We start from the raw sequence: 25,652 nt of genomic DNA on the forward strand, positions 1-25,652 counted from the left end.
CTGTAACTCCCGGGCCGAATTTCATTACATTTCTGAGAGACAAAACGCCTTTAGTCCCTTACGATAGAACTAAATCACACTAAAGTGGTTGTAATCCATCTCTCGGCAGATTATAGAACGTCAATCATGCATCAATCGACTAAAGCGGCCGTAATGTTACACCGCCGCCCTCTCATAGAGTGCCTGAGTTTTGGCCTTGCATTGTCGACGCTGTTACCTTCCAGCGCGCTTGGCGAGACAATCACACCGGATTTTTCTCAAGGTTTGCTCGCCCTGGATGGCGAACAAAGCGAAATTCCCGAAGTGCTGACAACAACCCGGCTGCGCCAGTCGAAGCTCCGGGTGCCCGGAACCACCACAATCATCACCGGGGACATGATCAGAGACCTCGGCATCATGACTCTGGATGAAACCCTCAGGTTGGTTCCCGGCATGGTGGTTGGCTATTCGGGTAGCACTAACCCGGTGGCAACCTATCATGGGACGTCCCAGTACGAACAGCGCCGGCTTCAGGTTCAGATTGACGGTCGAACCGCTTATCGGGTCAGCCTGGCAGACGTGGACTGGCTGAGCATGCCGGTAGCGCTAGAAAATATTGAGCGCATAGAAGTCAGTCGTGGGCCTAATTCCGCAGCCTATGGCATCAATGCGTTTCTTGGCAGCATCAACATCATTACCCTCTCACCGCAAGATACCGCCGGCGTTGAGGCTTACACCTCGGTTGGGTCGCGCGGCCACGTTCGTACGTTTACGTCGTTGGGTGATGCCGATGAGGACAATAGCTGGCGCCTTTCCTATGAAAAGCGAAAATCGAACGGTTTTGACAATCAGATCGATGACGACCGGATTTTCCCGTTCCATGACGGCCATGACATAAACAACTTCAATTTCGACAGCGTTTTTCGAATTGACAGCCAGCACTCTGTAGATGTCCGGGCCGGCGTACTCTCAGGCGTGAATGAGGAAGATCTCGAAAAGTCCGGAAAACTGAACGCGACCACCAATCCGGACCTGCTGGTTGATGACTATTACTTTAACGTTCGTTTCGACGGTGCAACATCGCCGGATCATTTCTACCACCTTCAGGCGAGCTATCAGAATCAGCGGCAACGTTCCCGTTGGACGGTTTCATTCCCGGCCGAGGAATTTAATCATTTCCTGCCTTCGGATGTTCCGCCCTTCCCCGAAGATCAGGGCCCGTTCATCGCTGAACTCAATGAAGATATCGAGGAAACTCGCCGGGAAATTGAATTTCAGGACACCCTGATCCTGAGCGACGAGTTCAAACTGGTCTCCGGTCTGGGCTATCGCAAGGACACCTATAACTCTGAGACGTACTTCAACGGCAAAGGTCACAACCATCAATCCCGGGTGTTTGCCAATGCAGAGTACTCGCCATTTCGATGGCTGACGTTCAACGCAGGTGGAAACTGGGAAAGAACCACAACAACCAACGAAGACTATTTCTCTCCACGCGCGGCGGCCAACCTTATTTTTACGGACAACCATGCCTTACGCTTCGTTTTTTCACGGGCAGTCCGGACACCTGACGCCTTCGAGCAAGACCCCGACTGGTCATACCGTCCGAGGAATGTCCAGTCGCCTTTTGAAGCGTTTGAAGGCTCTCGCATTCTGGTCGAGAACCTCCTGGATCCAACCACCTCTACTTATGGCAATGAACTTGAAGAAGAGTGGATAACCTCCCGGGAAATAAGCTATTTTGGTCAATTCAATCTTGAGAGAGCGGTACTTGCCGTTGAAATCCGTTACTTCAACGACTACTTCCGGGACATGATTAGCGGCTTCATCAACGAGGAAGACTGGTTTATAGCGAATAACGTAAACCTGGAGCAGGAGGGCGTTGAGCTCGAAACCTCCCTGGATTTCTCCGGCACAAAACTGAGGGCAACCTTTGCCTACCTTGAGCAGGAGGGCAGCTACGTAGGTGATCCCACTTTGCCGATAAGCACACAAGACAAGGTGGTGGACTTGTTAAACCGCCTTTCTGCCAAGAATTCAGGTAGTTTGGCCTGGATTCAGGAACTACCCCTGGGATTCATGACGTCAGCCGCCTTTTACTGGACCAACGAGGTGCGGGACACCCGGTTCGAGCGGGCAGATTTCAGGCTCGCACGCCAGGTCGACAAATCCACATACAGTTATACCCTTGCATTAACGATGCAGCACTATCTGAATGCCAAACCCTGGGTCAGCCCGGATAACAGGATTGAGGACCACAACCAGTTTTTTGTTGAGGCTGGTATTCGTTTCTAATTTTGACAAGGAAAGCACGAGCCCTGGACGCTATGGAACGAAGTACAGGCAAGAAACACCGGGAGCGTTTCCGATGCGGAGTCGGGAGGCCTTTGCTCAGGGCACTCTGTTATCTCCTGCTGATCGTAAGCTCCACGGTCATCAACGCTCAGGAATCAGAGGTCAGAACCGCTTACTTTGCCGGTTCAGGCAACGCCCCTCTTGATCAGTACCTGCTCCAGCTCCTCAAGGAGGAGCTTGCACCAACAACGTCATTGATAGAAGTTCCCGATAACAAGCTTGCCACACTCGATAATGGACCGATTATCACCGTCGGGCCCACTGCCTTCTCCCATGCCCGGCAGGCCAACCGATCGGCGCCCATCCTCGCCATGCTCGTTGACCGGTCATTTATATCGGCGTTTGCCGAGCGGTCACCTGGCCAGGTCACTGCGGTTCTGTACGACGTCCCCCTGATCCGTCAGGCCCTGATCGGAAAAGCCATCCTGCCACAAGCTACCAAGATAGCCCTGCTGGCCACCGCTGACTCGGTAGAGCTCTACGAACCCCTTATAGATGAGCTTTCTACTTACGGAATGTCAGCCAGACTCTTTCTGGTGGAAAGCAACGATAAACTGATCCCAACACTGGTTCGGGCACTGGGATACGGAGACTTTCTTCTGGCCGCTCCGGACAGTGCAATCTACAACCCCAGAACGATCAAACACATTCTACTGACCGCTTACCGGCGTAATCAGATTGTAATAGGGCCCACTCAGGCTTATGTGAAAGCCGGTTCACTTGCATCCAGCTATGCACCTTTCCCGGAGATGGTTGAGAAAGCCGGGAACTTTTTGGCCACTTTTTTTGATACCGGACAGTTTCCGGCACCCTCATACCTGCAAGAGTACCGAATAGAAACCAATGCTCAGGTTGCTCGTTCCCTGAACATTCCCCTGCCCAATCCCGAGGAAATTTCCGAACGGGTTGATCGACAACTGAATATCAATCAGGAGGCGTCTGATGAGTAGCACCCATAGCCAGCAGCGCCCCCTGTCCCATAAGCTTTTGCTGCTCGGGGCTCTGCCGGCCGTTGTTATGTTCATCGTGCTGATGGTGTTCTTCACTTCCGCACGCTTTGACGACGCCCGGCAGGACCTTTCCTACAGCAGCCAAATATTTGCGGACAGCCTGGCGCCTGCTCTGGAATATGCCGTTGTTTCCGGCAACACGCTGGCACTGGATCAGATCCTGTCCCGGTCATTGCTACGCAGCAAAGCAGACTGGATACGCGTTTCTGACGTTTTGGGCGATCAGATCGGTTTCGCTTCCCACGAAACAGTCAATCTCGATGATATGGATACGCGCTACCAGATCTATGAGGCCGAAATACTCCAACAACCACTCGAAATAGAGTCTGAGCGCGTCGCAGAATGGTTCGAACCGGACTATGGCTTCGATTCAGGCTCCTTGCGGGTCGGCACTGTTCAAGTGGGCGTTAGTCACGATGTGCTGGCCAGCCGGCTTCAGGATATTCTCTGGACATCCATCGCCGTAGGCGTGGCTCTGCTTCTATTTACTATTCTGGTAATCAATCATTTTCTCGGGACCATTCTTGCGCCTATCCGTGACCTTGCCGGCCGGATCGGAAAACTGACCGCCGGGGACTATCAGGAACGCCCCCTGAATACCCATGAAAGTTCTCAGGAAATTGTCGCCATTGAAGAACAACTCAACGAGCTTGCAAGCCATCTGGCCGATTTGCAAACCGCCCGTGACCAGGTATTGGCGGCCTCGGAGGGCGCTCGGGAAAAGGCGGAAACGGCGAACCAGGCAAAATCCGAGTTCCTTGCCACAATGAGCCATGAGTTACGGACACCGTTGAACGGCGTTCTCGGCATGGTGGATTTGATTCAGGAAGATCCCCTTACCCATCGACAACGGGACTATCTCAATACGGCACGCCAATCCACCGAAGACTTGCTCACGGTGATCGCGGATATCCTTGACTACTCGAAAATGGATAGCGGCACCCTGCAGCTCGAGAGTCAGGAGTTTGACCTCCGTGACCTGATTTCCAACTGTACCGCCACATACCGTCACCTGGCCAAGCAACAGGATCTGGCCCTGAACCTGAAATTTTACGGTGACTGGCCAGACTATCCGATTGTAATTGGAGATCCGGCCCGGCTTCGCCAGATACTTGCCGGACTGGCTGACAACGCGATCAAATTTACCGACGACGGTTTTATCAATATTCAGGCCGGTTTTTTCGCACTGGAAGACGACTGCGTCATTCTGAACTGTTCGGTCAGCGATTCAGGTACCGGCATTCCGATGGATCATTTGCAGGACATCTTCAATTCCTTTGAGCAGGTCAATGGTGGAGACAGCCGGCATCATGGTGGTACAGGTCTCGGCCTTTCTCTGGTCCAGAGTCTCGTTGAGCTCATGGGCGGCCATATTCAGGTGGAGACCGATCTGGGTAAAGGTTCCTCGTTCCGGTTTGAATTGCCCTTTGAGCTGGCTAACCGGACCTGCCGGCCGGAGCCGGAAGGACTACCCCCAAACTCAACGGGCGATGACACACGTTACGCTCTGGTGGTGGAAGACAATAATGTAAACCAACGCGTGGCTACTGCCATGCTCATGCGACTCGGTTTTGAGACAGATGCAGCCAACAATGGCAAAGACGCGCTGGAGAAAGTCACCAAAAATCACACCAGCTACGACATCATCCTGATGGATTGCCAGATGCCTTTAATGGATGGTTACGAAGCAACTCGTTACATACGGGAGTGGGAACAAACCAACGGCCGGTCCGTCACGCCAATCATCGCCCTGACCGCAGATGTACTCCCGGGAACCGAAAAGACCTGTCTCGACTGCGGGATGAACGACTACCTGGCCAAGCCCGTCCGCAAGCAAATGCTGCGTGAGGTTCTTGGCCGCTGGATTAAACTATAGAAAAGGAGGGTTCCGGCGCCCTCAAACAGGCGCCGGACAATCTTCAGGCCACGGGTTCCCGCATGGTGACAAACTCCTCCGCTGAGGTCGGGTGTATGCCAATCGTCGAGTCGAACTGGGCCTTGGTAGCCCCAGCCTTGATCGCGACCGCAAGCCCTTGCATAATCTCGCCTGCATCTGGCCCCACCATATGGGCACCCAGCACCTTGTCCGTCTCTTCGTCGACGACCAGCTTCATAAGACTACGTTCATCCCGACCACTGAGCGTATATTTCATCGGGCGAAACTCGGAGCGATAGATCTTCAGTTGATGCCCGGCTGCCCGAGCCTCTTCTTCGGTCAACCCAACCGTACCAATATTAGGTTGGCAGAAGACGGCGGTTGGAATCGCGGAATAATCCATCGCCCCTTTACCATCTCCGAACAGGCGCCTGGAAAGAACCATCCCCTGCGCCAGAGCCACCGGCGTGAGCTGTGGTGTACCAATCACATCACCCAGGGCTGTGATCGAAGGCACTGCCGTCTGGAAGTGATCATCCACCACAACATGGCCTGAGGCGCTTAGCTGAATGCCCAGATCTGTCAAGCCAAGCCCGTCAACAAGTGCACGGCGCCCTGTGGCCGCCATAACGAGCCCGGTTTCCAGCGTTTCGCCATTATTCAATCGAACCCGGTAAAGGGCATTCTCCGCTTCAACCGAGTCAATGGTCACACCAAAACGCAGGTTGATGCCTTTCTTGCGCATTTCCTGTTCGGTAAACCGACGGACGTCTTCATCAAACCCCCGGAGGAACAGATCACCCCGATACAGCAAGGTTGTATCAACGCCCAAGCCAGCCAGGATGCCGGCAAACTCCACTGCAATATAGCCTCCGCCCCAAACCACTGCCTGTTTGGGTAATTGCGGCAGGTAGAACATCTCATTGGAGGTCAGAATGCATTCCTTGCCGGGCACGTCCGGAACCACCGGCCAACTGCCCGTAGCAATGGTAATGTGTTTTGCTCGGTAAGAGGTGTCTCCAACGACGACGGTGTGTGCATCCGACAGCGACGCTGTGCCTTCAATGATGGTGACGCCCGCGTTCTCCAGCATCCGGCCATAGATACCGTTCAGGCGCTCAATCTCGGCGTTCTTGTTGGCCACCAGTTTCGGCCAGTCAAAGCTGACATCGTCGAGAGGGACCTGCCAGCCGTAACCGGCAGCGTCTTCCAGTTCATCGTGGACATGGGCCCCGTACACAAACAGCTTTTTGGGTACGCAACCAACGTTCACACACGTTCCTCCGAGGTACCGAGACTCAACCACGGCTACCCTGGCGCCGCGTTGGGCGGACATGCGTGCAAGACGGACACCGCCAGAGCCGGCACCGATAACAATCAGATCAAAATCCCGCTGGTCAGACACAGCTTCTCCTGTTGAACGTCAATAAATCAGGTTTGGCCATGCCTGGCCGTTTCAGATTCCGGATGCACTTCTCTGAACAGCACGTGATCCTGAAAATCACCAAGCTGTATCTTGCCAAGGCTCCGGAAACCCTCCGATTCGTAAAATGGCAAATAACGACTGTTTCCGGTGTCGAGCACCAGCCCACTACCCCGTGGATTCTCTGCACAGAGTTTTTCTACGGTTTTTAACAACAAGCGACCGTAGCCCCGGTTCTGGTACTTAGGGTTTACCCCCATCAAGGGCAGTTGATGGGCAAGCGGCTGAGGCAGCATGTCACGGATTTTCTCGTGATAATCCAGGTACCGACGAGTGGAGGCAAAACCGGCAGTGAGGACCATACGGATCCGCCAGCTGATCTGGTCCGCCAGGTTCATCCTCAGTTCCGGATCTCCAATAAAAGCCACGGCCACGAGCGTATCATCAACCATTACCCCAATAGCATCCTGTTCGAGTTCGAAGTACAGATCAATCAACTCACGCACTGTTGCACGCACTCTCTGATCGTATCCCGGCCGTCGATGATCGAACAGGTATTGGAATGTCGGCTCTTTTCGGTAAGCATGAAACAGTATGGATCTGGCCTCATTACGCGCCGTTTCATCCAGACGAACAATGGCGGGCTCCGGTTTGTTTTTGTTATCGCTGCCGTTACTCATCGCTTCCCTCTCCTGCGTCACTTCCGGACGAAAGGCCCGGGATCTGGTGTTTCAGAATCAGATGGCCAGGGTTAAACGAACGGATATCCGTCCCGGGTCAGTTGCCCTGTCCATAGCGGCCTGATCAATGACCACGCCATGGTTGCCACTCAAACGCTCCAGCCAGGCCGCAACGTCTGCAAAGGGCGCATTCTCAAGCCAGACACGAATGGCATCTCCGCCACTGGGCTCAAAACGCTGAAGCGACAAGCCCGCCTCACCGGCGGATCGAGTCACCAGAGCCATCAGAGCACGACCATCAGCAGGCTTATCGGCCATTGCTGTCGCCCTGTTAGCGCCACCACGACCCAGTCGCCGAATCGTCTGTTCGTTTGCCTGCATCCAGGCCAGCAATTCCCCGGCGTTATCGCGCTCAGCCATCGACTGCTCATAGAAGGTTGCCGTTGGGCGCCAAATGGCGAAGTAGAGAATGCCAAGAAAAAGCGCGATAGCGAGTACAACAAGGGCCTGTTGATCGCGACGAGGCAACTGGTCGTATTGCGCAATGAGTTTTCCGACCGCTGGCTGGTCCTTGATTCGGGAGAGCATAGCCTTAACCTCCCGAGACTGTGAGGCGGCCACGGGCACCGCTGGCTTCATTCACAACAGAGCCAATCTGCGCTTCCAGACCCTGGCTTGCCAATCCGTTTCTCAAGGCACTCAGGCGATCGTAGCTATCCGCTCTCACATCCACAATCAGCTCACCCCTTGAGCGGCTGTAATTTACCGAATTGAAATTTACTCCCTGGCTACCCGGCAGCCGGGAGTACTGCTGACCGGTGTATTTCATCAGAGTTATAAAGTCGACCTCCGGTCCGCCGGAGCCGGCTACCCGTAGTTGCCCTTCGATGATACGCCGGACATTGCCCGCATGGGTTCGCCGGTCATTAGGGAACGAATCCTGATAGATTGCCATGGTCTCACTTCGTAGTTTTTCTGCCTGATTCTGGTAATAAAACCCCATTCCGGCGTTCAGCGCCACCTGAACGACGAACCAGACGGCTGCCACCGCAAGAAGCGGCTTCCATGGCGTGAACGGGCTGCCTTTCCCGGATTTCAAGGAGAACATGCCTTGACACAGATTCACCGGCTCACACAAGTGATGGTGGTGGGTGTAGGCAAGCAATTCCAGCGGCATCAGTTCCAGCACCTCTTTGTGAACGGCAAGTCGGCCAGAGGCAGTCAGTTCGGCGATGGCCGATTGCTGGATATCAAATTCCTTGTCAGTACCGTAAAGCGTGACCGGCATTTCCGCCACGACTTCTTCCGCTGAGGGTGCCGCGAGGGTATGGGCGAACATACCGAGGTTTGCAGACTGCATACTCAGCCACTCTCCCCTCCCGCTTACCAGCATGGCCGTCTCGCCATCCAGACAAACCGACCATCCTCCCTCTTTGCACGGCAATAGAGAGGCATCCGGGTAAATGGCATCAAGACGCACATACTCCCAGCCCCTGAACAGCGCTGCCCACTGGCCCATTCGCTCCCGGTCTATTGCGGCCACCCTGTACCCATGATCTGTGTGGGATCCAAGAGCCAGATGAACAGAATCAATATCCTGGGCGATCTGTTCCTCAACGGCATAGGGTAAGGCCTGATTGATAAACCGACTTTGCTTTGCGGGAATCTCAGCCAGGCAATAAATCGCTTCTTCACCGGGAATAAGACCGATCAACAGAACGTTATCCAGAGCGTTTTTGCCCAGGGTCTGCTCAATGGTATTGCGGTCGTCGCCAGTCCCTCGGGCCTGGACTTCGCCACTGGCGTCGTGCAGAACCCAGTTGAACAGCTGGGCACCGGGGTTCTGGTCAGCGTCCGCAAACGGCGGTAGCGGGCGGACGTAAAGGCGATAAGACATGATTATCCTTCTGAAATCGTAAAGGGGTCTTTGGTGATCCGGTTCTTCTGCCCGACATCCCTGTTAACCGTCTGGACTTCGCCTTCCGGAGTCCGGAACACGGTACTAACCATATTCACAACTCGGTTATCGTAGGTAATCCGTGAGGCAACTTCAAAAAACCGTGTCTGAAGCCCCAAACCAACCGACTTGAGCCCGAGACCGGCGAACTCCGGCAACGCCAGAAAATCCTGAAGGTTCTCAAACCGTTCTTCTTCCCGCTTTTCAAGGATAGACGCAGCCTGGGCGTCCGTCAGCTCTTCATGGAGGGAACGGATCACCATGGCTGTGGCCGTGTTCACATTGATCCCCGCCCCGTTTACCGGAAGGGCCGCCAAATGGGGACGGAGAGCTTGATAGATCTCTTCGGTCATGCCCTCAATCAAGCGCAGTTCGGTCACCGAAGTAAACGGCTGATTAGCAGCCCGGTAACCCTGGTCGGCCATCAAGTACTGGCCATCCTCGGCACCATAGGCAGTAAGGGTCTGATCATCAGGGTCAATCCAGTCTACCAGCGAGTCCACAGAAACGGCCGTAATCCCGAGCGCAGCAAACAACTGTACAAAACGCCCCCTGACCACGGGATCCGGCTGGCCACCAGAGCCGACCAGATCGTTGAGGTTCAACCGACCTCCAAGGTCGTCTATCTGCACCTCGGCCACACCGTTATCATCAAGCGGCAGAATGGCCGCGTTAGCAGCCCAGAATTCATCAAGACTGTCGACCATCAGATTCTCGTCCTTGTCCTCGTCAAAGTCTCTTCGAAGAATCTGACGGGCAAAAGCCTCCGCTCCGAGTGCAATACTCTGTCCCTGCTGCTGGGCCAGATAATGACCCGCCTTGAACACCCTGAGGCTCTGCTGCTGGGTCATACCTGAGGCGAGCATCACCACCAGAGCCATGGCCAGTAACACCATGATCAAAGCCACTCCGCGCTGTTTGCCCGGTAACATGGGGACCTGCCACATACGCCTTAGCCTCCCTGCTCCGTCACGCCGGAATCAGCGTCGCTTTGTTCCTCAGAGGCCTCTTCAGAATCTTCCTCATCGGCTTCACTGGCGGCCTCGTTCACCTGATTCAGAACACCCTGGGCAATCGCCGGATCAAAGTCAGGCAAAGCAAACGTCCGGACCAGCGTTCCGAAACGCTCGTGCTCGAACGTGACTTCTATCCCCAATGGCAATGGGATATCCGGGCGGCTGCCGGATGTTAATCCTGCCATCACTTCATCGGTGGGCCATTCGGACTGCCAGCTTCGGTTGGAATCCAGAAACCGCACCTCCAGACTTTTGACATCCTCCAGAAGCAGGACGTCGCGGCTGTCGTCTTCCTGGCCCTGGTCTACCATAGGCCAATACCGACGCCTCAGTTCACTGCCGGTGTATTCCCAGCCAACACGCTGCAAGCCGCTGCGGCGAATGCCAAGGGGGTTCCGCCAGCCCTGACGGGTCAGCAACAGGGAGAAATCCTCCTCACGACTGGACAATGCCGGCTGGAAATCCCCATAGATATCCCTTGCCGGCCTGTTGACCACCTGCATCAGATCCCGCTCCATCAGCAACATGGCCCGTTGCAGGCCGTCGAACTGCTCAGACAGCTCGTTTACCCGATCACGGGATGTCACAACACCGCTGATAACCTGCCATACGCCCAGCCCGATAACGGCAGTGATAGTGACAGCGATCAACACTTCCAGCAGCGTGAAACCACGCTGCTGATTCTGACTGTGCTTTCGGGAGAGCGCCATTATTCTGCCCCCACAAATGCCGATAACGTATGAACCTGAGCCGGTTCCACACTGTTCTCCCGGTAACGGGCTACGGTAACCTCCACGCGCCGCATCTTGGCTTCAGAGGTTGCCAGTACCTCTGTGGTCACCCGCCAGCGGTAAGGTCCAAAATCGGTGTCACTGGAGGTCTCGGAGATTCCCGGAAGGTTTTCCTGCAGACGGATCTCATTGATCCGATTATCCGCCAGCCAACTGGCGAGAGTCTTGTCTCTCACCCGTTCATAACTGGAAATATACTGGCTGCCAACTTCAGCGGCGGCCGTCGCAATCAGGCCAAAAACGAGGAGCGCAATGAGCACTTCGATCAGGGTAAACCCTTTCTGCTTTCTCACTCGCCATGCCCCTCGTCACCCGGTTTGCGCCACTCCATGGGCGACACACCATCCGAGGACAACACGTGCATGGTGTCTGATCCGTTGCCGAGGGTGAACTCAAGTTCGAACGGCGTTGTCTCTCCACTGGAAAAGAACACCACGTCCGGGAGCAGTGCGTCCTCAGATGAGGACAACCTGGGCGCATCGCTTTCGATAAACTCGGTAACGGTCAACCATTCGGGAAGGCTTCGGGACCGGAACAGGCGCTCACCTGACGCTTTCCAGTCCGCGGTCTGATCCTGATATGCCACAAACTGGTAGCTGTCTTCTTCCAGCTTCAGGCCCAGCTCCATATTATTGAGTACCGCCTGCTCTGAGGCTGTCTGCATCAGCAGAAACAGCTCCCTGACTTCGCTCTCCAGTTCACGTTGCTGGGAGTTCCCTCCCATCGTGAACACGGCAAGGGAAGCCAGCAGACCCACAACCACCAGGACCACCAGTATCTCAATGAGGGTGAAACCGGCCTGTCGGGATCTGACCTGCACAGTGGTTTAACCCTCGGTATCCCAGACGCTGATGTCGGCAGCATCGTCGTCGCCACCCTCCTGGCCATCAGAGCCATAGGAATACAGATCATAAGCACCTTCAGTGCCCGGGCTTATATACTGGTACTCGGAACCCCAGGGGTCTTGCGGCACGCTCTTGAGGTAACCATCCTTGTTCCAGTTCTTCGGCTCAGGGTTCCCGCTGGGCTTGGAGACCAGAGCCTCAAGGCCCTGCTGGGTTGACGGGTAATGACTGTTATCCAGACGGTAAAGGTCCAGCGCATTGGCTATGTTGCTCAACTGGGTTTCTGCCACGGTAACCTTTGCCTGATCACTCCGCCCCATGATGTTTGGCGCCACAATGGCCACCAGCAAACCCAGGATCACCATCACCACCATAATTTCAATCAGGGTAAAACCGCGGCTGTAGTTGCGTGTATTGAGGTTCTTGAAGGTCATTGTCTCACTCGTCATTGGCATGGATTGCTTTTGGTTCGGATTGGTCTTCTGACCATATCGGAGGCGGGTTTTATCCCACCAGATTACTCATATTCAATATCGGCAGCATAATGGCCAGCACTATGATCAGCACTACACCGCCCATCACCAGCAGCATCATAGGCTCGAACAGCCCGACAATCGCGGCAATCCTGGATTGCAGTGTGTTCTCCTGCATGCGAGCGGTCCTTTCCAGCATACTGTCGAGCTCACCACTGGCCTCCCCACTGGCAATCATGTGCAACATCATTGGCGGGAAATACCCGGTCTGATCAAGCGCGCGGTGCAACGAGCCACCCTCGCTGACTTTCCTGGCCGCGTCCCGCAATTCCTGCCTGAGGAAATCGTTAGAAAGCACCTCACCGGCGATGCGCATCGCCTCGACCAACGGGACACCGCTGGTGGTCAGAATACTCAGTGTGCTGGCATAGCGGGCGGTGTTTACCCCCCGTACCATTCCGGAAAATAACGGCAGATGTAACAGGCGCTTGTGAAATTGAAGTCGGAAAGCAGGTTTGGCCAGGAAAAACCGGAAAACCATTAGTGCACCAACCAGCAATATAAACAGATAGACACCGTAATTTGCCAGAAATTCCGACGCCGCAAGCATCGCCATGGTCAGCGTGGGCAATTCCTGCCCCTGTTTGAGGAACACTTCGATGATGTCCGGCACCACATAGGTGAGCAGAAACACCACGATGGCAATGGCAACGATACTCAGAATAATAGGATAGATCGCCGCCAACTGGATTTTCTGACGCGCCTCCTGACGACTCTCGGTGTAATCAGCCAGACGGTTTAGCACGAGGTCCAGATGGCCGGCGTGCTCTCCTGCCGCGACAGTCGACCGGTAAAGCCTTGGAAAGGCTCGCGGAAACTCGCCAAGACTATCGGCCAGCGTATACCCCTCCATGACCTTGGAGCGAATCGCAATCAGCATGCTGCGTAATCGGGGTTTCTGGGACTGCTGCGCAGCCGCCGAAAGCGCCTGCTCAATGGGAATGCCAGACTGTATCAGCGTTGCCAACTGGCGGGTTACCAGTGCCAGATCGGCAGCAGCCAGAGCACCCCCTCTGCTCAGTGGATTGCTCCGCGCCTGCTTCTCTGCCGCGGGTTCAACTGTCAGCGGGGTAAGGCCTCGCTCACGAAGTTGTTGGCGTACCGCTCTCGGAGCATCCGCCTCAACCACCCCGTGCTTCTGCTTTCCGCGCGCATCGAGCGCCTTATATTCATACGCTGGCATGTCTTACTGACCCCGGTGTGTAACACGAAGCACTTCTTCTACCGTAGTCACACCGTCCAGTATCTTCTGCACACCGTCCGCGTGGATACTTGGGCCATGCTGACGGGCAACCTTCTCCAGATCCAGCTCTCCGGCACGTTTGTGAATCAGCGCGCTGATCTCTTCCGAAATTTCCACTACCTCATAGATGCCGATACGCCCACGGTAACCAAGCTGGTTGCAATGACTGCAGCCTGTTGCCCGGTATATCGTGGGCGGATTGGCGGGATCCTGCTGCAGAAATTCGCAATGTTCCTCGCTGGGAGTGTATGGCTCCCGGCATTCCTCACACAGAACACGAACCAATCGCTGGGCAACAATACCAACCAGACTTGACGAAATCAGGAAGGGCTCAATGCCCATATCCATCAGCCGGGTGATGGCGCCAACGGCTGTATTCGTGTGCAGCGTAGACAGCACCAGATGGCCTGTCAGACTCGCCTGCACTGCGATTTCTGCCGTTTCAAGGTCGCGGATCTCACCAATCATCACCACATCCGGATCCTGACGCAGAATGGCGCGAAGGCCTCGGGCAAAGGTCATGTCAACTTTGGTATTTACCTGGGTCTGGCCAATGCCCGGCAGGTTGTATTCGATGGGATCTTCAACGGTCAGGATATTGCGGCTGCGATCGTTGATTTCCTGAAGCGAAGCATAGAGTGTCGTGGATTTACCCGAGCCTGTCGGGCCGGTTACCAGCAAAATGCCGTAGGGACGGTGGATCAGCTTGCGCAGCACTTTCAGGTCGTGCCCTGCCATGCCCAGAGATTCCAGCCGGATAGCGCCGGCCTGTTTGTCCAACAAACGCAAAACCACACGCTCGCCGCTGGAAGATGGCATGGTGGAAACCCGGATATCCACTTCGCGACCTGCCACCCGAAGCGCAATCCGACCATCCTGCGGCACGCGCTTCTCAGCAATATCCAGCTTCGCCATAACCTTGATCCGGGACACCAGCAATGGTGCGAGCGCCCGCTTGGGTTCCACCACTTCTCTCAGTACGCCGTCCACCCGAAAACGAACGACCAGTCGTTTTTCGTAGGTTTCAATGTGAACATCCGAGGCGCTGGTTTTAACCGCTTCGGTCAGGATGGCGTTGATCAGCCGGATAATCGGAGCATCGTCTTCCTGCTCCAGCAAATCCTCAGTTTCCGGCACCGAGTCGGCGAGTGAGGCCAGATCCATGTCATCACCGATGCCCTCCACCATCTGCATGGCTTCTGCAGAATCGTTCTGGTAGGCGACATTCAGTGCCTGATCAAACTGGTCCGGATCAATGGACGAAAAACGGGCCCGGCCACCACTGATCCGGTTCGCTTCCGCCAGTGCGGAATGCGATGCACCGGGGCGCACCAGAATAACCGGCTCGCCGGCATCAGATCGGGTAAGAATCACTCCGTTGCGCTTGGCAAAAGTAAAAGGAAGACGGCCCAGCGGAGCATCCTGAGGCTGAAGTTCAGTGTCTGTGGTCAAGGTCGTCCTCGTTCGTGAAACCCTTTTCGATTCAACTAATTCAGAAAGGCTACCACAGGATATGGACCCGCTGAATAACTCTGTACACTATACTGCCAATAAAACGTTGCAGTCTGATAACCTGTGAGCCTTTTCCCGGCTCACAAACATGCATTCAGGATGATCGATGCTCCTAAACAATGAACGGCTTCCCCTGATTCTGGCGCTCGTCGCAGGGGCTGCGATGGTCACTCTGACCGCCTACCAGGGTTACCGTTTTTGGGAAGTGGAAAGCCGAAACCCGGAGTTTGACAGCATGCCTCCCCTGATTTCGGATCCTACGACAGGTCGACAAACACCGAAAGTGACGCTGGCTTCACTGGATTTGTTCGGGGCGGCCTCCAAAGAGGCACCCCCGACAGAACCTGATACTGAAAATCTGCCCGAAACCAATCTCCGGTTGTTTCTTCGCGGTGTTCTGGCCGCCGATGGTGAGTTTCCAGGCAGCGCGCTTATCGAAGACGACAAGAGTAAAACCGAAGCCTATCTGGTTGGCGATGAACTGCCTGGCAACGCAACCCTGCGCTCGGTGCACCCGCACCGGGTGATCATTGAGCGCTCCGGTAAACTTGAAAACCTGTACTTCCCCGAACTGAAGGACCGCAGCGGCATATCCTTCACAGCCAACCAGCAGACAGAGCCTACGCCTCCCCCTCAGCAGATTACCCCTGCCTCTCCTTCAAAGGCGCCCGCCTCCACCAGCGACGAACAGCGTCGGGAAGAAATACGCCGGCGTCTTGAACAACTCAGAGAACGACTGCGAAACAACAACTGAAGCCCACGCCGGAAACGCCAAGACCCCAGATTCACCAAGTTTCCGGCCTTCTGTCTGCGCCATGGAGCCTGGTATAGCCTGGGCTGTCGTGGCGCTTAGACTTCGCCTGATGGAACGATGTTGGTGGCAGAAGGCCAAACCCTGGCGGCAAAGGATAGCGACCCTGGCGCCAAGTGACACCGGTAAACGACAAACAACAGATAAACTCTGCCTCATACTTTAGAATCTGGAGACAAAAATGCGACGCTGGAACGGCTGGGGCGACGAAGGTTTCAACCTGGCAATGCCGGAACAGGGCCAGGAATTCCTGGCTTCCAGGATCGGTGATGGCCATCCTCTTTCGGACGCTACCCTGGACTCCGTGTGCGTTAATGTGCCTGAAAGCCGCCTGCGTCCCGAGCCAGGCCTTGACGCATTAATCGAGACAGGCCCGGAAGAGCGGGTCAGGCACGCCCGGGGCCAGAGCCTGGCCGACTGGCTGGCCATGCGCAGTGGTGAATTCGGGATGTTTCCGGATGGCGTAGCCTACCCGACCAACAACGATGAAGTCCGAACACTACTTCGCTGGGCCGCAGAACAGAACATCCATCTGATTCCCTACGGCGGCGGCACCAGCGTCGCCGGGCACATCAATCCGGTGGACAAGGGCCAGCCCGTGCTGACCGTTGATATGGGCAGAATGAACCGCCTGCAGGACCTGGACCGTGAAAGCCAGATTGCCACATTCGGCGCCGGAACGCCCGGCCCGCTGGTGGAATCCCAGCTCCGCGCCCACGGCTATACCCTCGGACATTTCCCCCAGTCTTTCGAGCTTTCCACCATAGGCGGATGGGTTGCTTCACGCTCCAGTGGCCAGCAATCCCTGCGCTATGGTCGGATCGAACAGCTCTTTGCCGGAGGTCGCGTCGAAACCCTGCAAGGCACCCTAACCCTGCCAACCATTCCAGCCTCCAGCGCCGGCCCGGATATCCGGGAAATGATTCTGGGCTCCGAGGGCCGCCTCGGACTGATCACAGAAGTGAAGGTTCGCGTAACGCCGCTTCCAAAACATGAGAGCTTCCATGTGGTTTTCTTTCCGGACTGGGAAAGCGCCCGCACCGCAAGCCGACAGCTGGTGCAAAACCGTACACAGTTGTCCATGCTCCGCCTCAGCAATGCCGTTGAGACTGAAACCCAGCTTGCCCTGGCCGGCCATCCCCGCCTGATCAGCATGCTCGAGAGTTTCCTTTCGCTCCGGGGCGCGGGCGATGGCAAATGCATGATGACCTTCGGTGTTACCGGAACCCGCAACCAGACCCGGAGCGCGCTGAAAGAAGCCCGCAACATCTGCAAAAGCAATAACGGGGTATACACCGGCACCCGTCTAGGGGACAAATGGGCTGCCAAACGGTTTACCATGCCCTACCTGCGAGAGGCGCTTTGGCAGATGGGTTATGCCGTCGACACTCTGGAGACAGCAACCGACTGGGACAACGTCGATCACCTTCTGAATCTGATCGAGACCAATCTTCAGGAAAGTCTTGCAGACCGGCAGGAACACACCCATGTGTTCACCCACCTGTCCCATTTCTACAGTCAGGGCTGCAGCATCTACACCACCTATGTATTCCGCGTGGGCCCAAGCTATGAGGAAACCCTCGCGCGCTGGCAAAAGCTCAAGACCAGCACCTCCGAACTGATCGTCAACAATCGCGGCACCATCAGCCATCAGCATGGCGTTGGCAAGGATCACGCCCCCTTCCTGCCGGTCGAAAAAGGTGAACTGGGTATGCTCGCCATCCGCTCCCTGTGCGACACCTTTGATCCGGACGCCATCCTGAACCCGGAAACCCTGTTGAAATGAGCGCCAGACAGAACGGGAGGCGAACGATGACCCGGAGTGAAATCCTGAAGGCCCTGCGTGCAGAGACCAACGAATTTGACGTGGTCGTCGTCGGTGGTGGCATCACGGGCGCCGGGGTAGCCAGAGAGGCCGCGGGCAGCGGTCTGCGGACACTGCTGGTTGAGCAGAAAGACTTTTCCTGGGGCACCTCCAGTCGTTCCTCCAAGATGGTTCATGGTGGTTTGCGGTATCTGGGCAGTGGCCATTACGGTCTTACCCGTGACGCGGTGCGCGAGCGGGAACGACTGATGACAGAAGCGCCCGGGCTGATCAATCCGCTGCCCTTTATCATGCCTCATTTCAAAGGCCAGTTTCCCGGCCCCCGAGTATTCCAGGCGCTGCTCCGGGTTTACGATTTTATCGCCCGCAAACGTAACCGCCGCGTCTTGAACCCGGCCCAGGCCATGCTCTGGGTGCCGGGCCTGACCGGGGAGAACCTCTCGGGCGCCAGCGGCTTTACCGATGCGGTAACGGATGACTCAAGGCTGGTTCTGCGCCTGATCGCCGAAGCCCGTCGGGACAAGGCACTGTGCCTGAACTACACAAAGGCGGTGGAGCTGAAACGGACTGACGGCCAGGTTTCCGGTTTGCTGGTGCAGCCGGAGGAGAGCGAGACGCCCATCGAGGTTTCCACGCCCCTGGTGATCAATGCCACCGGCGCCTGGGCCGACCGGCTGCAATCCGGCGGGCCTTCCGATACCACCATGCACATCCGGCCCCTGCGTGGCAGCCATCTCGTACTTCCCTGGTCCTGCCTGCCAGTTTCCTGTTCAGTATCCCTGTTTCACCCTGAAGATGGCCGCCCTGTGTTTGCTTTCCCCTGGCTGGGAACCACCGTTCTTGGTACCACCGACCTGGATCATGAAGGCAACCTGGATCGGGAACCCGTTATTTCCGAGGTGGAAGTCTCCTACCTGCTTGAGATTGCCTCAACGCTGTTTCCAGGCACTCACCTGGGCCGAGGCGACATACTCTCCAGCTGGGCCGGCGTGCGGCCCGTGGTTACCGATGGCACAGGCAAGGCGCCTTCCCGGGAGAACCGGGAACACGAACTGCGGGTAGACCGGGGCCTGGTAAGCATTGCCGGCGGCAAGCTCACCACCTTCCGGGTAATCGCCCGGGAAGCGCTCACCCAGGGACTTGGCGAAAACAAACGGAAGCTGCTGCGGGCCGAAACCGAGCCGGTATTTCAGCCGGCAAATACTGTACCCAGGCCATCAGTCGTAGGGCATCAGAACTGGCAGAGACTGCAGGGCTTCTATGGCCCCGATCTTAACGAGCTGATCGCTTCGGGCCCGCTCGCCCCTGTTACGTCTGGCCAGGGATCGGACCTGATATGGGCGGAACTGTACTGGGCCTGCCAGAAAGAAGATGTTCAGCACCTGGATGACCTGCTTTTGCGCCGGACACGATTGGGACTGGTGTTGCCACAAGCCGGCAAGGCTCTTCTGCCGGAGATCCGCCGGCTTTGCCAACCCCTGCTTGGTTGGGATGACCAGCAGTGGAAACAGGAACAGGCCCGCTACCTGAAGATTTACCAGAACGCCTATTCGCTGCCATCCGGGGAGGCTTCCGATGCCGGCTGAGCCTTTGATCCTCGCCATCGACAATGGCACTCAGAGCATACGCGCTCTGCTGTTCGATACCCGTGGCAATCTGGTGGGCAAAGGCAAGCAGGACATCGAACCCTATTTCTCCAGACAGCCCGGCTGGGCCGAGCAGTACCCGGCCTATTTCTGGGAGCAGCTTGGGGAAGCCTGCAAGTTGCTCTGGAGCACCACAACAGCAACGCCGGATCAGGTTGCCGGGGTCACAGTCACCACCCAGCGCGGCACTGTCATCAATCTCGATGAGCACGGCGAGCCATTGCGACCGGCGATCATCTGGCTCGACCAGCGTCACGCAAAAATCGAGGGCCCCGTAAAAGGCCCGTGGGGATGGCTGTTCAAGCTGGCCCGCCTTGAAGCCACTATTAACCGGTTTCGGGAAAAGACCCAGGCTAACTGGATTGCCCAGAATGAACCCGACATCTGGTCCAGAACCCGTCACTTTTTGCTGCTTTCCGGGTACCTCAATTACCGGCTCACTGGCGAATTCAAGGATTCAACCGGAAGCCAGGTCGGCTACCTTCCCTTCGACTACAAAAAACACCGCTGGGCTGGCCCCAGGGATTTCAAATGGCAGACCATGCCGGTCGAGCCTTTCATGCTTCCTGAGCTGGTGCCGCCAGGAGAAACGGTGGGGCATCTCACAGAGGAAGCGCGCCAGCACCTTGGCCTGGTGGAGCGCCTCCCGGTGGTCGCGGCCGCCTCAGACAAGGCCTGCGAAATCCTCGGTTCCGGCGGGCTGACACCGGATATCGGCTGCATGAGCTACGGCACCACCGCCACCATTAACACCACCAGCGACCGCTATGTGGAGCCGATCCGGTGGATGCCACCCTATCCCTCCGCACTGCCCGGCCATTACTCAACAGAAGTGATGATCTACCGGGGTTTCTGGATGGTGAGCTGGTTCAAACGGGAATTCGGCCTTCGGGAACGGAAAATCGCCGAACAACGAGGCATTGAGCCGGAAGCCCTGTTCGATGAACTGGTCAAGGCGGTTCCACCGGGATCAATGGGGCTAATGCTACAACCATACTGGTCACCGGGCGTACGCCAGCCGGGACCGGAAGCAAAAGGGTCTATCATCGGTTTCGGCGACGTTCACACCCGCTCCCATATCTACCGTGCCATACTCGAGGGTCTCGCCTACGCACTGCGGGAGGGCAAGGAAAAAATCGAAATCCGAAGTGGTGTGAAGATCAGAAAGTTACGGGTGGCCGGCGGCGGTTCCCAGAGTGATGCCGCCATGCAACTGACCGCTGACGTATTCGGCTTGCCGGCCGAAAGACCCCACACCAGCGAGACTTCCGGGCTCGGTGCCGCCATTGATGCGGCTGTGGGGCTGGGTTTGCATCCGGATTTCGATACTGCCGTAGCGAACATGACCCGGGTCGGCGATGTTTTCCATCCAGACGAAGAATCCCGCGCGCTGTATCAGCGGCTCTATTCAGAGGTTTACCTCAAGATGTACCCCCAGCTCCAACCTCTGTACCAGAAAATCAGGAATATCACGGGCTATCCGTCATAGGCATCCGCATTTTCAGACGACCAACCCCAACCTTTGGATATGTTTAAATTGAATTTGGTTATGCTATTTTGGGATTGCGTTGACTAATCAAAGACGATGAGGGATGACAAATGAAGAAGACCGGAACTCTGACCACCGCCATCTTTTGCATGGCATTCGCTGGTACCAGCGTGGCACAGATGAGTGTTGAAGATCAGATTGAGGCTCGCCAGGCAGCATACCAGTTCATGTCATGGAACATGGGCAAGATCAAGGCGCAGGCAATAGAGGGCGATGTGGAATTCAACGCCAAACAGATCATGGCGGCAGCAAACGCCATCGCGGCGACCGCAAATTCCGGACTTGGCGCTCTGTTTAGCCCAGACTCAACCTTGGACAAGGCAGACAATACCCGTCTGAAGCCGGAGTTTTTTGAGCAACCGGAAAAGGCACGGGAAGTCGGCGGTAACTTTGTACGCGAAGCAAATAAACTGCAGGAAGTTGCTGCCAGTGGCGACAAGGCAGCCATCGCTAAACAGTTTGCCGCTTTGGGTAAAAGCTGCAAGGCCTGTCACGATAATTTCCGGGATGACTGATCCAGCCGGCGATTACCAGCCAAGATCCTGAGGTGCGGGCTCAGGTGCCGGTGGCGGGGGAATCAACTCGCCGCTGGCAAGCCAGACCAAAACAATACTCACAAACAATGCCGTCATAAACGCGCCAATTCCACCCCCTTCTGCACTGCTGAAACGACGATCCTCAATTGGTTTGTTGCCAGTCACCATCGGCTTGATCAGATTGTCTTTTCGCACAAAGGTATAAAACAGGATCGCCCCGACATGAAGCGCGATCAAACCATAAAGGAAATATTCGGATTGCCGGTGCCACCCGCTGAGCATGTTGCTCAGATCTGATGAAACCAGGGGATAAAGCGGTCCGTTGAACGAAATCTCATCGTTTGAAAATAACCCGGTAACCGCCTGAAACCCGAACAAACCGATCATCGCCAGAACCGACAGCGCACCCAGCGGGTTATGGCCCATGCCCTGCCATTTGCCCTGAATATACAATTTCACAGCGGCCGGACTCGGTAAAAAAACCGAGAACCTGGCATAAGTGGATCCCAGAACCCCCCAGATCAGCCGGAAACTGAGCAGCCCGACGGCAGCAAGTCCAAACCGCTCGTGCCAGACCATCCAGTCTCCACCGACTTTGACCGAAATCAGAGAACCGGCGACAACCACGACCAGCAGCCAGTGAAATACTCTCAACGGCAGGTCCCAAAGGCGAATACTTGTCATGGTGTCTCTCTAATCAGTCAGAATTTCAGAACTTCCGGGACATCTCTTCTGCCACCATCTCGGCGGTAATCGCTGAGAGGGTCCAGCCCAGATGGCCATGCCCGGTATTGTAAAACACAGTCGGCAGGCTGCCCTGCCCGACCTTCGGCATCATATTCGGTAACATGGGGCGCAGTCCGGCCCAGGGGACGACCTTACGGGTACAGACTCCAGGAAAACACTGTTCAACCCATCGCGTCAGCGGGCGGATCCGGTCATCCTTGATATCGCGGTTGTAACCGCTGAATTCGGCGGTACCGGCAATCCGGAAACGACCATCGCCCAGGCGACTGGTAACGATCTTGGTGGCATCGTCCAGCAGACTGACCGTGGGTGCCGCCTTTTGTGATGCCTCGTCGTCCAGCTCCACCGTAATGGAGTATCCCTTTACCGGGTAAATATTGACCCGGTCACCCAGCTTCTTCGCAAGCCCGCGGCTTCCGACACCGGCACAGATTACCACCCCATCGAACGTATCCCGGGATTGCCCGGTGCCATCGTCAACCGTAACCCAGGCATTGCGCTCATCGGCACCCAGTTCGGTAACGGTCTGGCCATAGCAGGTTTTAACGCCCAGACGCTGGATGGCATCCGCCAGGCCGTTGGTGAACTTGTGAATATCACCGGTGGAATCACTCTCGGTAAAAAAGCCACCGTAATAATCACCTGCCAGAGTCGGCTCGATGGCCTTCATTTCGTCCGGCGTTACCGATCGGCGCTCCAGACCACCAGCGGACAAAAGACGTGACACTCGAGCCGCGTGATCGAATCCGGCCTTATCGCGGTATATGTGCAGGATACCCTGCTTCTTGAGATCGAAATCGATGCCTTCTTCCTGCGCCCAGGCAAACAGATAATCACGGGCAGCAATGGCGAGACGGGCGGTTTCCGTAGTGTTTTTCTCGTACTGAGGAATCGCGGCCATGAACTCGGCGAACCAGCTGAGTTTGTGCCAGGAGGGCTTGGGGTTAACCAGTAAAGGCGCATCACGGCGCGACATCCATTTGATGCCTTTCATGACCGTTTGCCAGTTATTCCAGACTTCCGCATTGGACGCGGAAAGCTGTCCGCCGTTGGCAAAAGAGGTTTCCATTGCCGCATAACGGTGTTTTTCGTAAACGGTAACATCAAACCCACGTTTGGCGAGGGTGTAAGCTGTGGTAATACCGGTGATACCACCGCCAATTACTGCGATTCGCTTCATTGCAATCTCCGTGAGCGCCCAGGGTTTCCTCCCTGCTCCAAATAGCAGAAAGCACCCCTTCCGTCACGGGACCTGAGAGATTCACGAGCCGTTTCAGAGAAACCGGCCGCTTGCTCCTTCGGTGTGCCGACTGACGCGATTGTCGACAGCTCTTCGGAAAGTATTCATGTCAGCGGTCCATTTGCCTGAGAGTTTCCGGGGCAGTTGCTCCTTCGGCGCTGATCGCAAGCGATTCAGTCTCTCCCGCAGACATGTCTGATTGGTCATAATTGCCAATCTGCATAAACAAACATAGCAAATAACCCAGAACCAGGAAACCAGCAGGCGCAGGTAGATAACCTGAGAATACCAAGCTATTCTCAATGATTATGAGACATTTTGATTCGCTGCGTTTGACGTCGGACAGGAGGTTCCTCATCCGTAATGCATGATAGAAAAGGAATTCTCTCAGCCTCAGAACAGAGTGAAAACAAGTTTTACGAGTTGATAGAGAGTCTCCCTATGGTGGCTGTCCAGGGCTATGACAGACAGCGTCGGGTGATCTACTGGAATCAGGCAAGCGCCCGCCTGTATGGTTATTCCCGGGAAGAAGCTCAGGGCCAGCTGCTGGAAGACCTGATCATTCCAGACCACATGCGCGACGACGTGATCAAGGCGCACAGCGAATGGCTTCAAAACACCGCCAGCATTCCCGCAGAGGAACTTGAGCTCAAGCACAAGAACGGGCATCTGGTTCCGGTTTATTCAAGCCACGTGATGCTCAAACAAGAGACCGGCGAGTGTGAAATGTTCTGCATTGACATTAGCCTCGAGGAGCAAAAACGGGCACGGGATGAACTGTATCAGCGAGCCAGCTTCGACGACTTGACCGGTTTACCGAACCGGCATTTGATGGAAGCCGAGTTGGCAAGCCGACTGGACGAAGCTGACCGCTTGCAACAGGAAGTGGCGGTCGTGTTTATCGACCTCGACAACTTCAAGGTAATAAACGACACCCTTGGCCATCATCACGGCGACAAGCTCCTGAAGGCCGTCGCAGAAACTCTCAAACGGGAACTCCGTGGCGGAGATCTTCTGAGTCGCTTCGGCGGCGACGAATTTGTTCTTCTTCTATTCGACTTCGACGGGCCAGAAGGGATTCACGAACTTATCTTCAGATTACTCAATGCCCTGGAACACGAAGTTAAACTGGACGATGATTGCTATCAGGTTACCGCCAGCTTCGGTGTCAGCCTGTTTCCACATAACGGCACCACAGTCTCGGACCTTATGGGCAATGCAGACGCCGCCATGTACGAGGCAAAGGAGGCAGGAAAAAACAGCGTTTGCTTCTACACGCCGGACATCAACGACAGGCTGGTAAGCTACCAGGAAATCACCAGCCTGCTTCGTGACGCACTCAATAACGAAGGCCTTGAATTGTTTTACCAGCCTCAGGTCGGCCTGGGTGAAAAACGATGCGACTCCTGCGAAGCACTTCTGCGCTGTTTTCACGGGCAACCCCGGGCGGTCTCCCCGGCCACGTTTATTCCAGTGGCAGAAAAGTCCGGCCTCATAAACCGTATTGGCGACTGGGTGATCGAAACCGCCTGCAAACAGCTCAGCGCCTGGCAGAAAACCGAATTCAAAAACGTACGGATCGACATCAATCTTTCTGGCCGACAGTTAACGAATCCTTACCTGGCAAACCACATTCTGGATACCCTTGTACGTTACAACCTGAGACCCGAGCAGCTGGGTGTGGAACTGACTGAAAACGAGGTTTTCGGTAGCGATGAAAGCCAGATCAAACAGCTGCAAATACTCAAGCAGGCTGGAGTGCACATCTCGATCGACGACTTTGGCACCGGACATTCATCTCTCGTGTATCTGCGAAGGCTTCCGGTATGCGGAATAAAAATCGACCGGAGTTTTCTTCAACATGCGATGCAGAACAGAGCCGACATGGCCATCATGCAGGCCATGATTACCGTTGGGCACAGTTTGGGCTTAAGTGTGCTCGTTGAAGGCGTGGAAACGGAAGAACAGGCCAAACTGGTGACCGACATGGGGTGCGATGTCGCTCAGGGATTCCTCTACGCCAAACCCATGCCGGCAGCTAAGACAGAAGAATATCTGACCAACTTCTGAGCAGCGTG

At 55.7% G+C, this 25,652-nt stretch carries 22 protein-coding genes and 1 riboswitch; of the genes, 9 read left to right on the top strand and 13 right to left on the bottom strand.

The window, feature by feature from the left end; genetic code table 11:
• Positions 1–126 precede the first annotated feature (126 nt).
• From KO499_RS19305 to KO499_RS19315, 3 genes are read left to right on the top strand one after another with little or no spacing between them, the layout of a single operon-like run.
• Positions 127–2,274, top strand: coding sequence for a TonB-dependent receptor plug domain-containing protein (locus KO499_RS19305; RefSeq protein ID WP_215985366.1), 2,148 nt, complete (start codon positions 127–129; stop codon positions 2,272–2,274).
• A 32-nt stretch (positions 2,275–2,306) separates the two neighbouring features.
• Positions 2,307–3,284 carry an ABC transporter substrate-binding protein gene (locus KO499_RS19310; protein ID WP_215985367.1) on the top strand — a complete coding sequence of 326 codons (978 nt, stop codon included), beginning with the start codon at positions 2,307–2,309 and terminating at the stop codon, positions 3,282–3,284.
• Complete coding sequence (locus KO499_RS19315; protein ID WP_215985368.1) at positions 3,277–5,220, top strand: ATP-binding protein; 1,944 nt, start codon at positions 3,277–3,279, stop codon at positions 5,218–5,220. Before KO499_RS19310 ends, KO499_RS19315 begins: the two co-directional genes overlap by 8 nt.
• 43 nt (positions 5,221–5,263) lie before the next feature.
• On the opposite strand, the gene gorA is transcribed toward KO499_RS19315, so the two are convergent.
• The 11 genes from gorA to gspE all read right to left on the bottom strand — a co-directional run bounded on the left by gorA (position 5,264) and on the right by gspE (position 15,160).
• Complete coding sequence (gorA, locus tag KO499_RS19320) at positions 5,264–6,625, bottom strand: glutathione-disulfide reductase (RefSeq protein ID WP_215985369.1); 1,362 nt, start codon at positions 6,623–6,625, stop codon at positions 5,264–5,266.
• Between the two features lie 26 nt (positions 6,626–6,651).
• Positions 6,652–7,323 carry a GNAT family N-acetyltransferase gene (locus KO499_RS19325; RefSeq protein WP_215985370.1) on the bottom strand — a complete coding sequence of 224 codons (672 nt, stop codon included), beginning with the start codon at positions 7,321–7,323 and terminating at the stop codon, positions 6,652–6,654.
• A 57-nt stretch (positions 7,324–7,380) separates the two neighbouring features.
• Positions 7,381–7,911, bottom strand: a complete 531-nt coding sequence (gene gspM / locus KO499_RS19330; protein WP_215985371.1) for a type II secretion system protein GspM — start codon at positions 7,909–7,911, stop codon at positions 7,381–7,383.
• A gap of 4 nt (positions 7,912–7,915) precedes the next feature.
• Positions 7,916–9,220, bottom strand: coding sequence for a type II secretion system protein GspL (gene gspL / locus KO499_RS19335; protein WP_215985372.1), 1,305 nt, complete (start codon positions 9,218–9,220; stop codon positions 7,916–7,918).
• Between the two features lie 2 nt (positions 9,221–9,222).
• Positions 9,223–10,227, bottom strand: a complete 1,005-nt coding sequence (gspK, locus tag KO499_RS19340) for a type II secretion system minor pseudopilin GspK (protein WP_215985373.1) — start codon at positions 10,225–10,227, stop codon at positions 9,223–9,225.
• A gap of 5 nt (positions 10,228–10,232) precedes the next feature.
• A complete protein-coding gene (gene gspJ / locus KO499_RS19345; protein ID WP_215985374.1) occupies positions 10,233–11,006 on the bottom strand; it encodes a type II secretion system minor pseudopilin GspJ in 774 nt (257 codons plus the stop codon).
• The gene (gene gspI / locus KO499_RS19350; RefSeq protein WP_215985375.1) at positions 11,006–11,380 is read right to left on the bottom strand and encodes a type II secretion system minor pseudopilin GspI; all 375 of its coding nucleotides are present in this window, start codon (positions 11,378–11,380) and stop codon (positions 11,006–11,008) included. The genes gspJ and gspI overlap by 1 nt, the downstream gene beginning before the upstream one ends.
• Entirely contained in the window at positions 11,377–11,907 is a 531-nt protein-coding gene (gene gspH / locus KO499_RS19355) for a type II secretion system minor pseudopilin GspH (RefSeq protein ID WP_215985376.1), read from the bottom strand. The genes gspI and gspH overlap by 4 nt, the downstream gene beginning before the upstream one ends.
• Positions 11,908–11,913: 6 nt before the next feature.
• Complete coding sequence (gene gspG, locus KO499_RS19360) at positions 11,914–12,366, bottom strand: type II secretion system major pseudopilin GspG (protein WP_215985377.1); 453 nt, start codon at positions 12,364–12,366, stop codon at positions 11,914–11,916.
• Positions 12,367–12,436: 70 nt separating this feature from the next.
• Positions 12,437–13,648: a type II secretion system inner membrane protein GspF gene (gene gspF, locus KO499_RS19365; RefSeq protein ID WP_215985378.1), complete on the bottom strand. Its 1,212-nt coding sequence runs from the start codon at positions 13,646–13,648 to the stop codon at positions 12,437–12,439.
• Between the two features lie 3 nt (positions 13,649–13,651).
• A complete protein-coding gene (gspE, locus tag KO499_RS19370) occupies positions 13,652–15,160 on the bottom strand; it encodes a type II secretion system ATPase GspE (protein ID WP_215985379.1) in 1,509 nt (502 codons plus the stop codon).
• A 166-nt stretch (positions 15,161–15,326) separates the two neighbouring features.
• Between gspE and KO499_RS19375 the strand changes: the two genes are divergently transcribed.
• The 5 genes from KO499_RS19375 (at position 15,327) to KO499_RS19395 (ending at position 21,566) form a co-directional block, all read left to right on the top strand.
• Positions 15,327–15,974 carry a type II secretion system protein N gene (locus KO499_RS19375; protein ID WP_215985380.1) on the top strand — a complete coding sequence of 216 codons (648 nt, stop codon included), beginning with the start codon at positions 15,327–15,329 and terminating at the stop codon, positions 15,972–15,974.
• Between the two features lie 238 nt (positions 15,975–16,212).
• Positions 16,213–17,817 (top strand): FAD-binding oxidoreductase, encoded by a 1,605-nt coding sequence (locus KO499_RS19380; RefSeq protein ID WP_215985381.1) that lies wholly within the window; start codon positions 16,213–16,215, stop codon positions 17,815–17,817.
• A gap of 26 nt (positions 17,818–17,843) precedes the next feature.
• Positions 17,844–19,442 (top strand): glycerol-3-phosphate dehydrogenase/oxidase, encoded by a 1,599-nt coding sequence (locus tag KO499_RS19385; protein WP_215985382.1) that lies wholly within the window; start codon positions 17,844–17,846, stop codon positions 19,440–19,442.
• Entirely contained in the window at positions 19,432–20,991 is a 1,560-nt protein-coding gene (locus KO499_RS19390; RefSeq protein ID WP_215985383.1) for an FGGY-family carbohydrate kinase, read from the top strand. The genes KO499_RS19385 and KO499_RS19390 overlap by 11 nt, the downstream gene beginning before the upstream one ends.
• Before the next feature lie 110 nt (positions 20,992–21,101).
• Positions 21,102–21,566, top strand: a complete 465-nt coding sequence (locus tag KO499_RS19395; protein WP_215985384.1) for a c-type cytochrome — start codon at positions 21,102–21,104, stop codon at positions 21,564–21,566.
• A gap of 12 nt (positions 21,567–21,578) precedes the next feature.
• Here the strand turns inward: KO499_RS19395 and KO499_RS19400 are convergent, their stop codons facing one another.
• Both KO499_RS19400 and KO499_RS19405 read right to left on the bottom strand, forming a co-directional pair.
• Complete coding sequence (locus KO499_RS19400) at positions 21,579–22,271, bottom strand: cytochrome b/b6 domain-containing protein (protein WP_215985385.1); 693 nt, start codon at positions 22,269–22,271, stop codon at positions 21,579–21,581.
• Positions 22,272–22,296: 25 nt separating this feature from the next.
• Positions 22,297–23,514 (bottom strand): D-amino acid dehydrogenase, encoded by a 1,218-nt coding sequence (locus KO499_RS19405; RefSeq protein ID WP_215985386.1) that lies wholly within the window; start codon positions 23,512–23,514, stop codon positions 22,297–22,299.
• A 163-nt stretch (positions 23,515–23,677) separates the two neighbouring features.
• A riboswitch (glycine riboswitch) is annotated at positions 23,678–23,770 on the bottom strand.
• A 167-nt stretch (positions 23,771–23,937) separates the two neighbouring features.
• Here KO499_RS19405 and KO499_RS19410 point away from each other — a divergent pair.
• A complete protein-coding gene (locus KO499_RS19410; protein ID WP_215985387.1) occupies positions 23,938–25,644 on the top strand; it encodes a putative bifunctional diguanylate cyclase/phosphodiesterase in 1,707 nt (568 codons plus the stop codon).
• The last annotated feature ends 8 nt before the right edge of the window (positions 25,645–25,652 follow it).

The organism is Marinobacter sp. F3R08 (genome assembly GCF_018860425.1).
GTDB lineage: Bacteria > Pseudomonadota > Gammaproteobacteria > Pseudomonadales > Oleiphilaceae > Marinobacter.

What these genes read in the sequence shown, in the direction of transcription:
- KO499_RS19305 (WP_215985366.1), top strand. Translation starts at nt 127, where the DNA reads ATGCATCAATCGACTAAAGCGGCCGTAATGTTACACCGCCGCCCTCTC.
- KO499_RS19310 (WP_215985367.1), top strand. Translation starts at nt 2,307, where the DNA reads ATGGAACGAAGTACAGGCAAGAAACACCGGGAGCGTTTCCGATGCGGA.
- KO499_RS19315 (WP_215985368.1), top strand. Translation starts at nt 3,277, where the DNA reads ATGAGTAGCACCCATAGCCAGCAGCGCCCCCTGTCCCATAAGCTTTTG.
- KO499_RS19325 (WP_215985370.1), bottom strand. Translation starts at nt 7,323, where the DNA reads ATGAGTAACGGCAGCGATAACAAAAACAAACCGGAGCCCGCCATTGTT.
- gspM (WP_215985371.1), bottom strand. Translation starts at nt 7,911, where the DNA reads ATGCTCTCCCGAATCAAGGACCAGCCAGCGGTCGGAAAACTCATTGCG.
- gspL (WP_215985372.1), bottom strand. Translation starts at nt 9,220, where the DNA reads ATGTCTTATCGCCTTTACGTCCGCCCGCTACCGCCGTTTGCGGACGCT.
- gspK (WP_215985373.1), bottom strand. Translation starts at nt 10,227, where the DNA reads ATGTGGCAGGTCCCCATGTTACCGGGCAAACAGCGCGGAGTGGCTTTG.
- gspJ (WP_215985374.1), bottom strand. Translation starts at nt 11,006, where the DNA reads ATGGCGCTCTCCCGAAAGCACAGTCAGAATCAGCAGCGTGGTTTCACG.
- gspG (WP_215985377.1), bottom strand. Translation starts at nt 12,366, where the DNA reads ATGACCTTCAAGAACCTCAATACACGCAACTACAGCCGCGGTTTTACC.
- gspF (WP_215985378.1), bottom strand. Translation starts at nt 13,648, where the DNA reads ATGCCAGCGTATGAATATAAGGCGCTCGATGCGCGCGGAAAGCAGAAG.
- KO499_RS19375 (WP_215985380.1), top strand. Translation starts at nt 15,327, where the DNA reads ATGCTCCTAAACAATGAACGGCTTCCCCTGATTCTGGCGCTCGTCGCA.
- KO499_RS19380 (WP_215985381.1), top strand. Translation starts at nt 16,213, where the DNA reads ATGCGACGCTGGAACGGCTGGGGCGACGAAGGTTTCAACCTGGCAATG.
- KO499_RS19385 (WP_215985382.1), top strand. Translation starts at nt 17,844, where the DNA reads ATGACCCGGAGTGAAATCCTGAAGGCCCTGCGTGCAGAGACCAACGAA.
- KO499_RS19390 (WP_215985383.1), top strand. Translation starts at nt 19,432, where the DNA reads ATGCCGGCTGAGCCTTTGATCCTCGCCATCGACAATGGCACTCAGAGC.
- KO499_RS19395 (WP_215985384.1), top strand. Translation starts at nt 21,102, where the DNA reads ATGAAGAAGACCGGAACTCTGACCACCGCCATCTTTTGCATGGCATTC.
- KO499_RS19400 (WP_215985385.1), bottom strand. Translation starts at nt 22,271, where the DNA reads ATGACAAGTATTCGCCTTTGGGACCTGCCGTTGAGAGTATTTCACTGG.
- KO499_RS19405 (WP_215985386.1), bottom strand. Translation starts at nt 23,514, where the DNA reads ATGAAGCGAATCGCAGTAATTGGCGGTGGTATCACCGGTATTACCACA.
- KO499_RS19410 (WP_215985387.1), top strand. Translation starts at nt 23,938, where the DNA reads ATGCATGATAGAAAAGGAATTCTCTCAGCCTCAGAACAGAGTGAAAAC.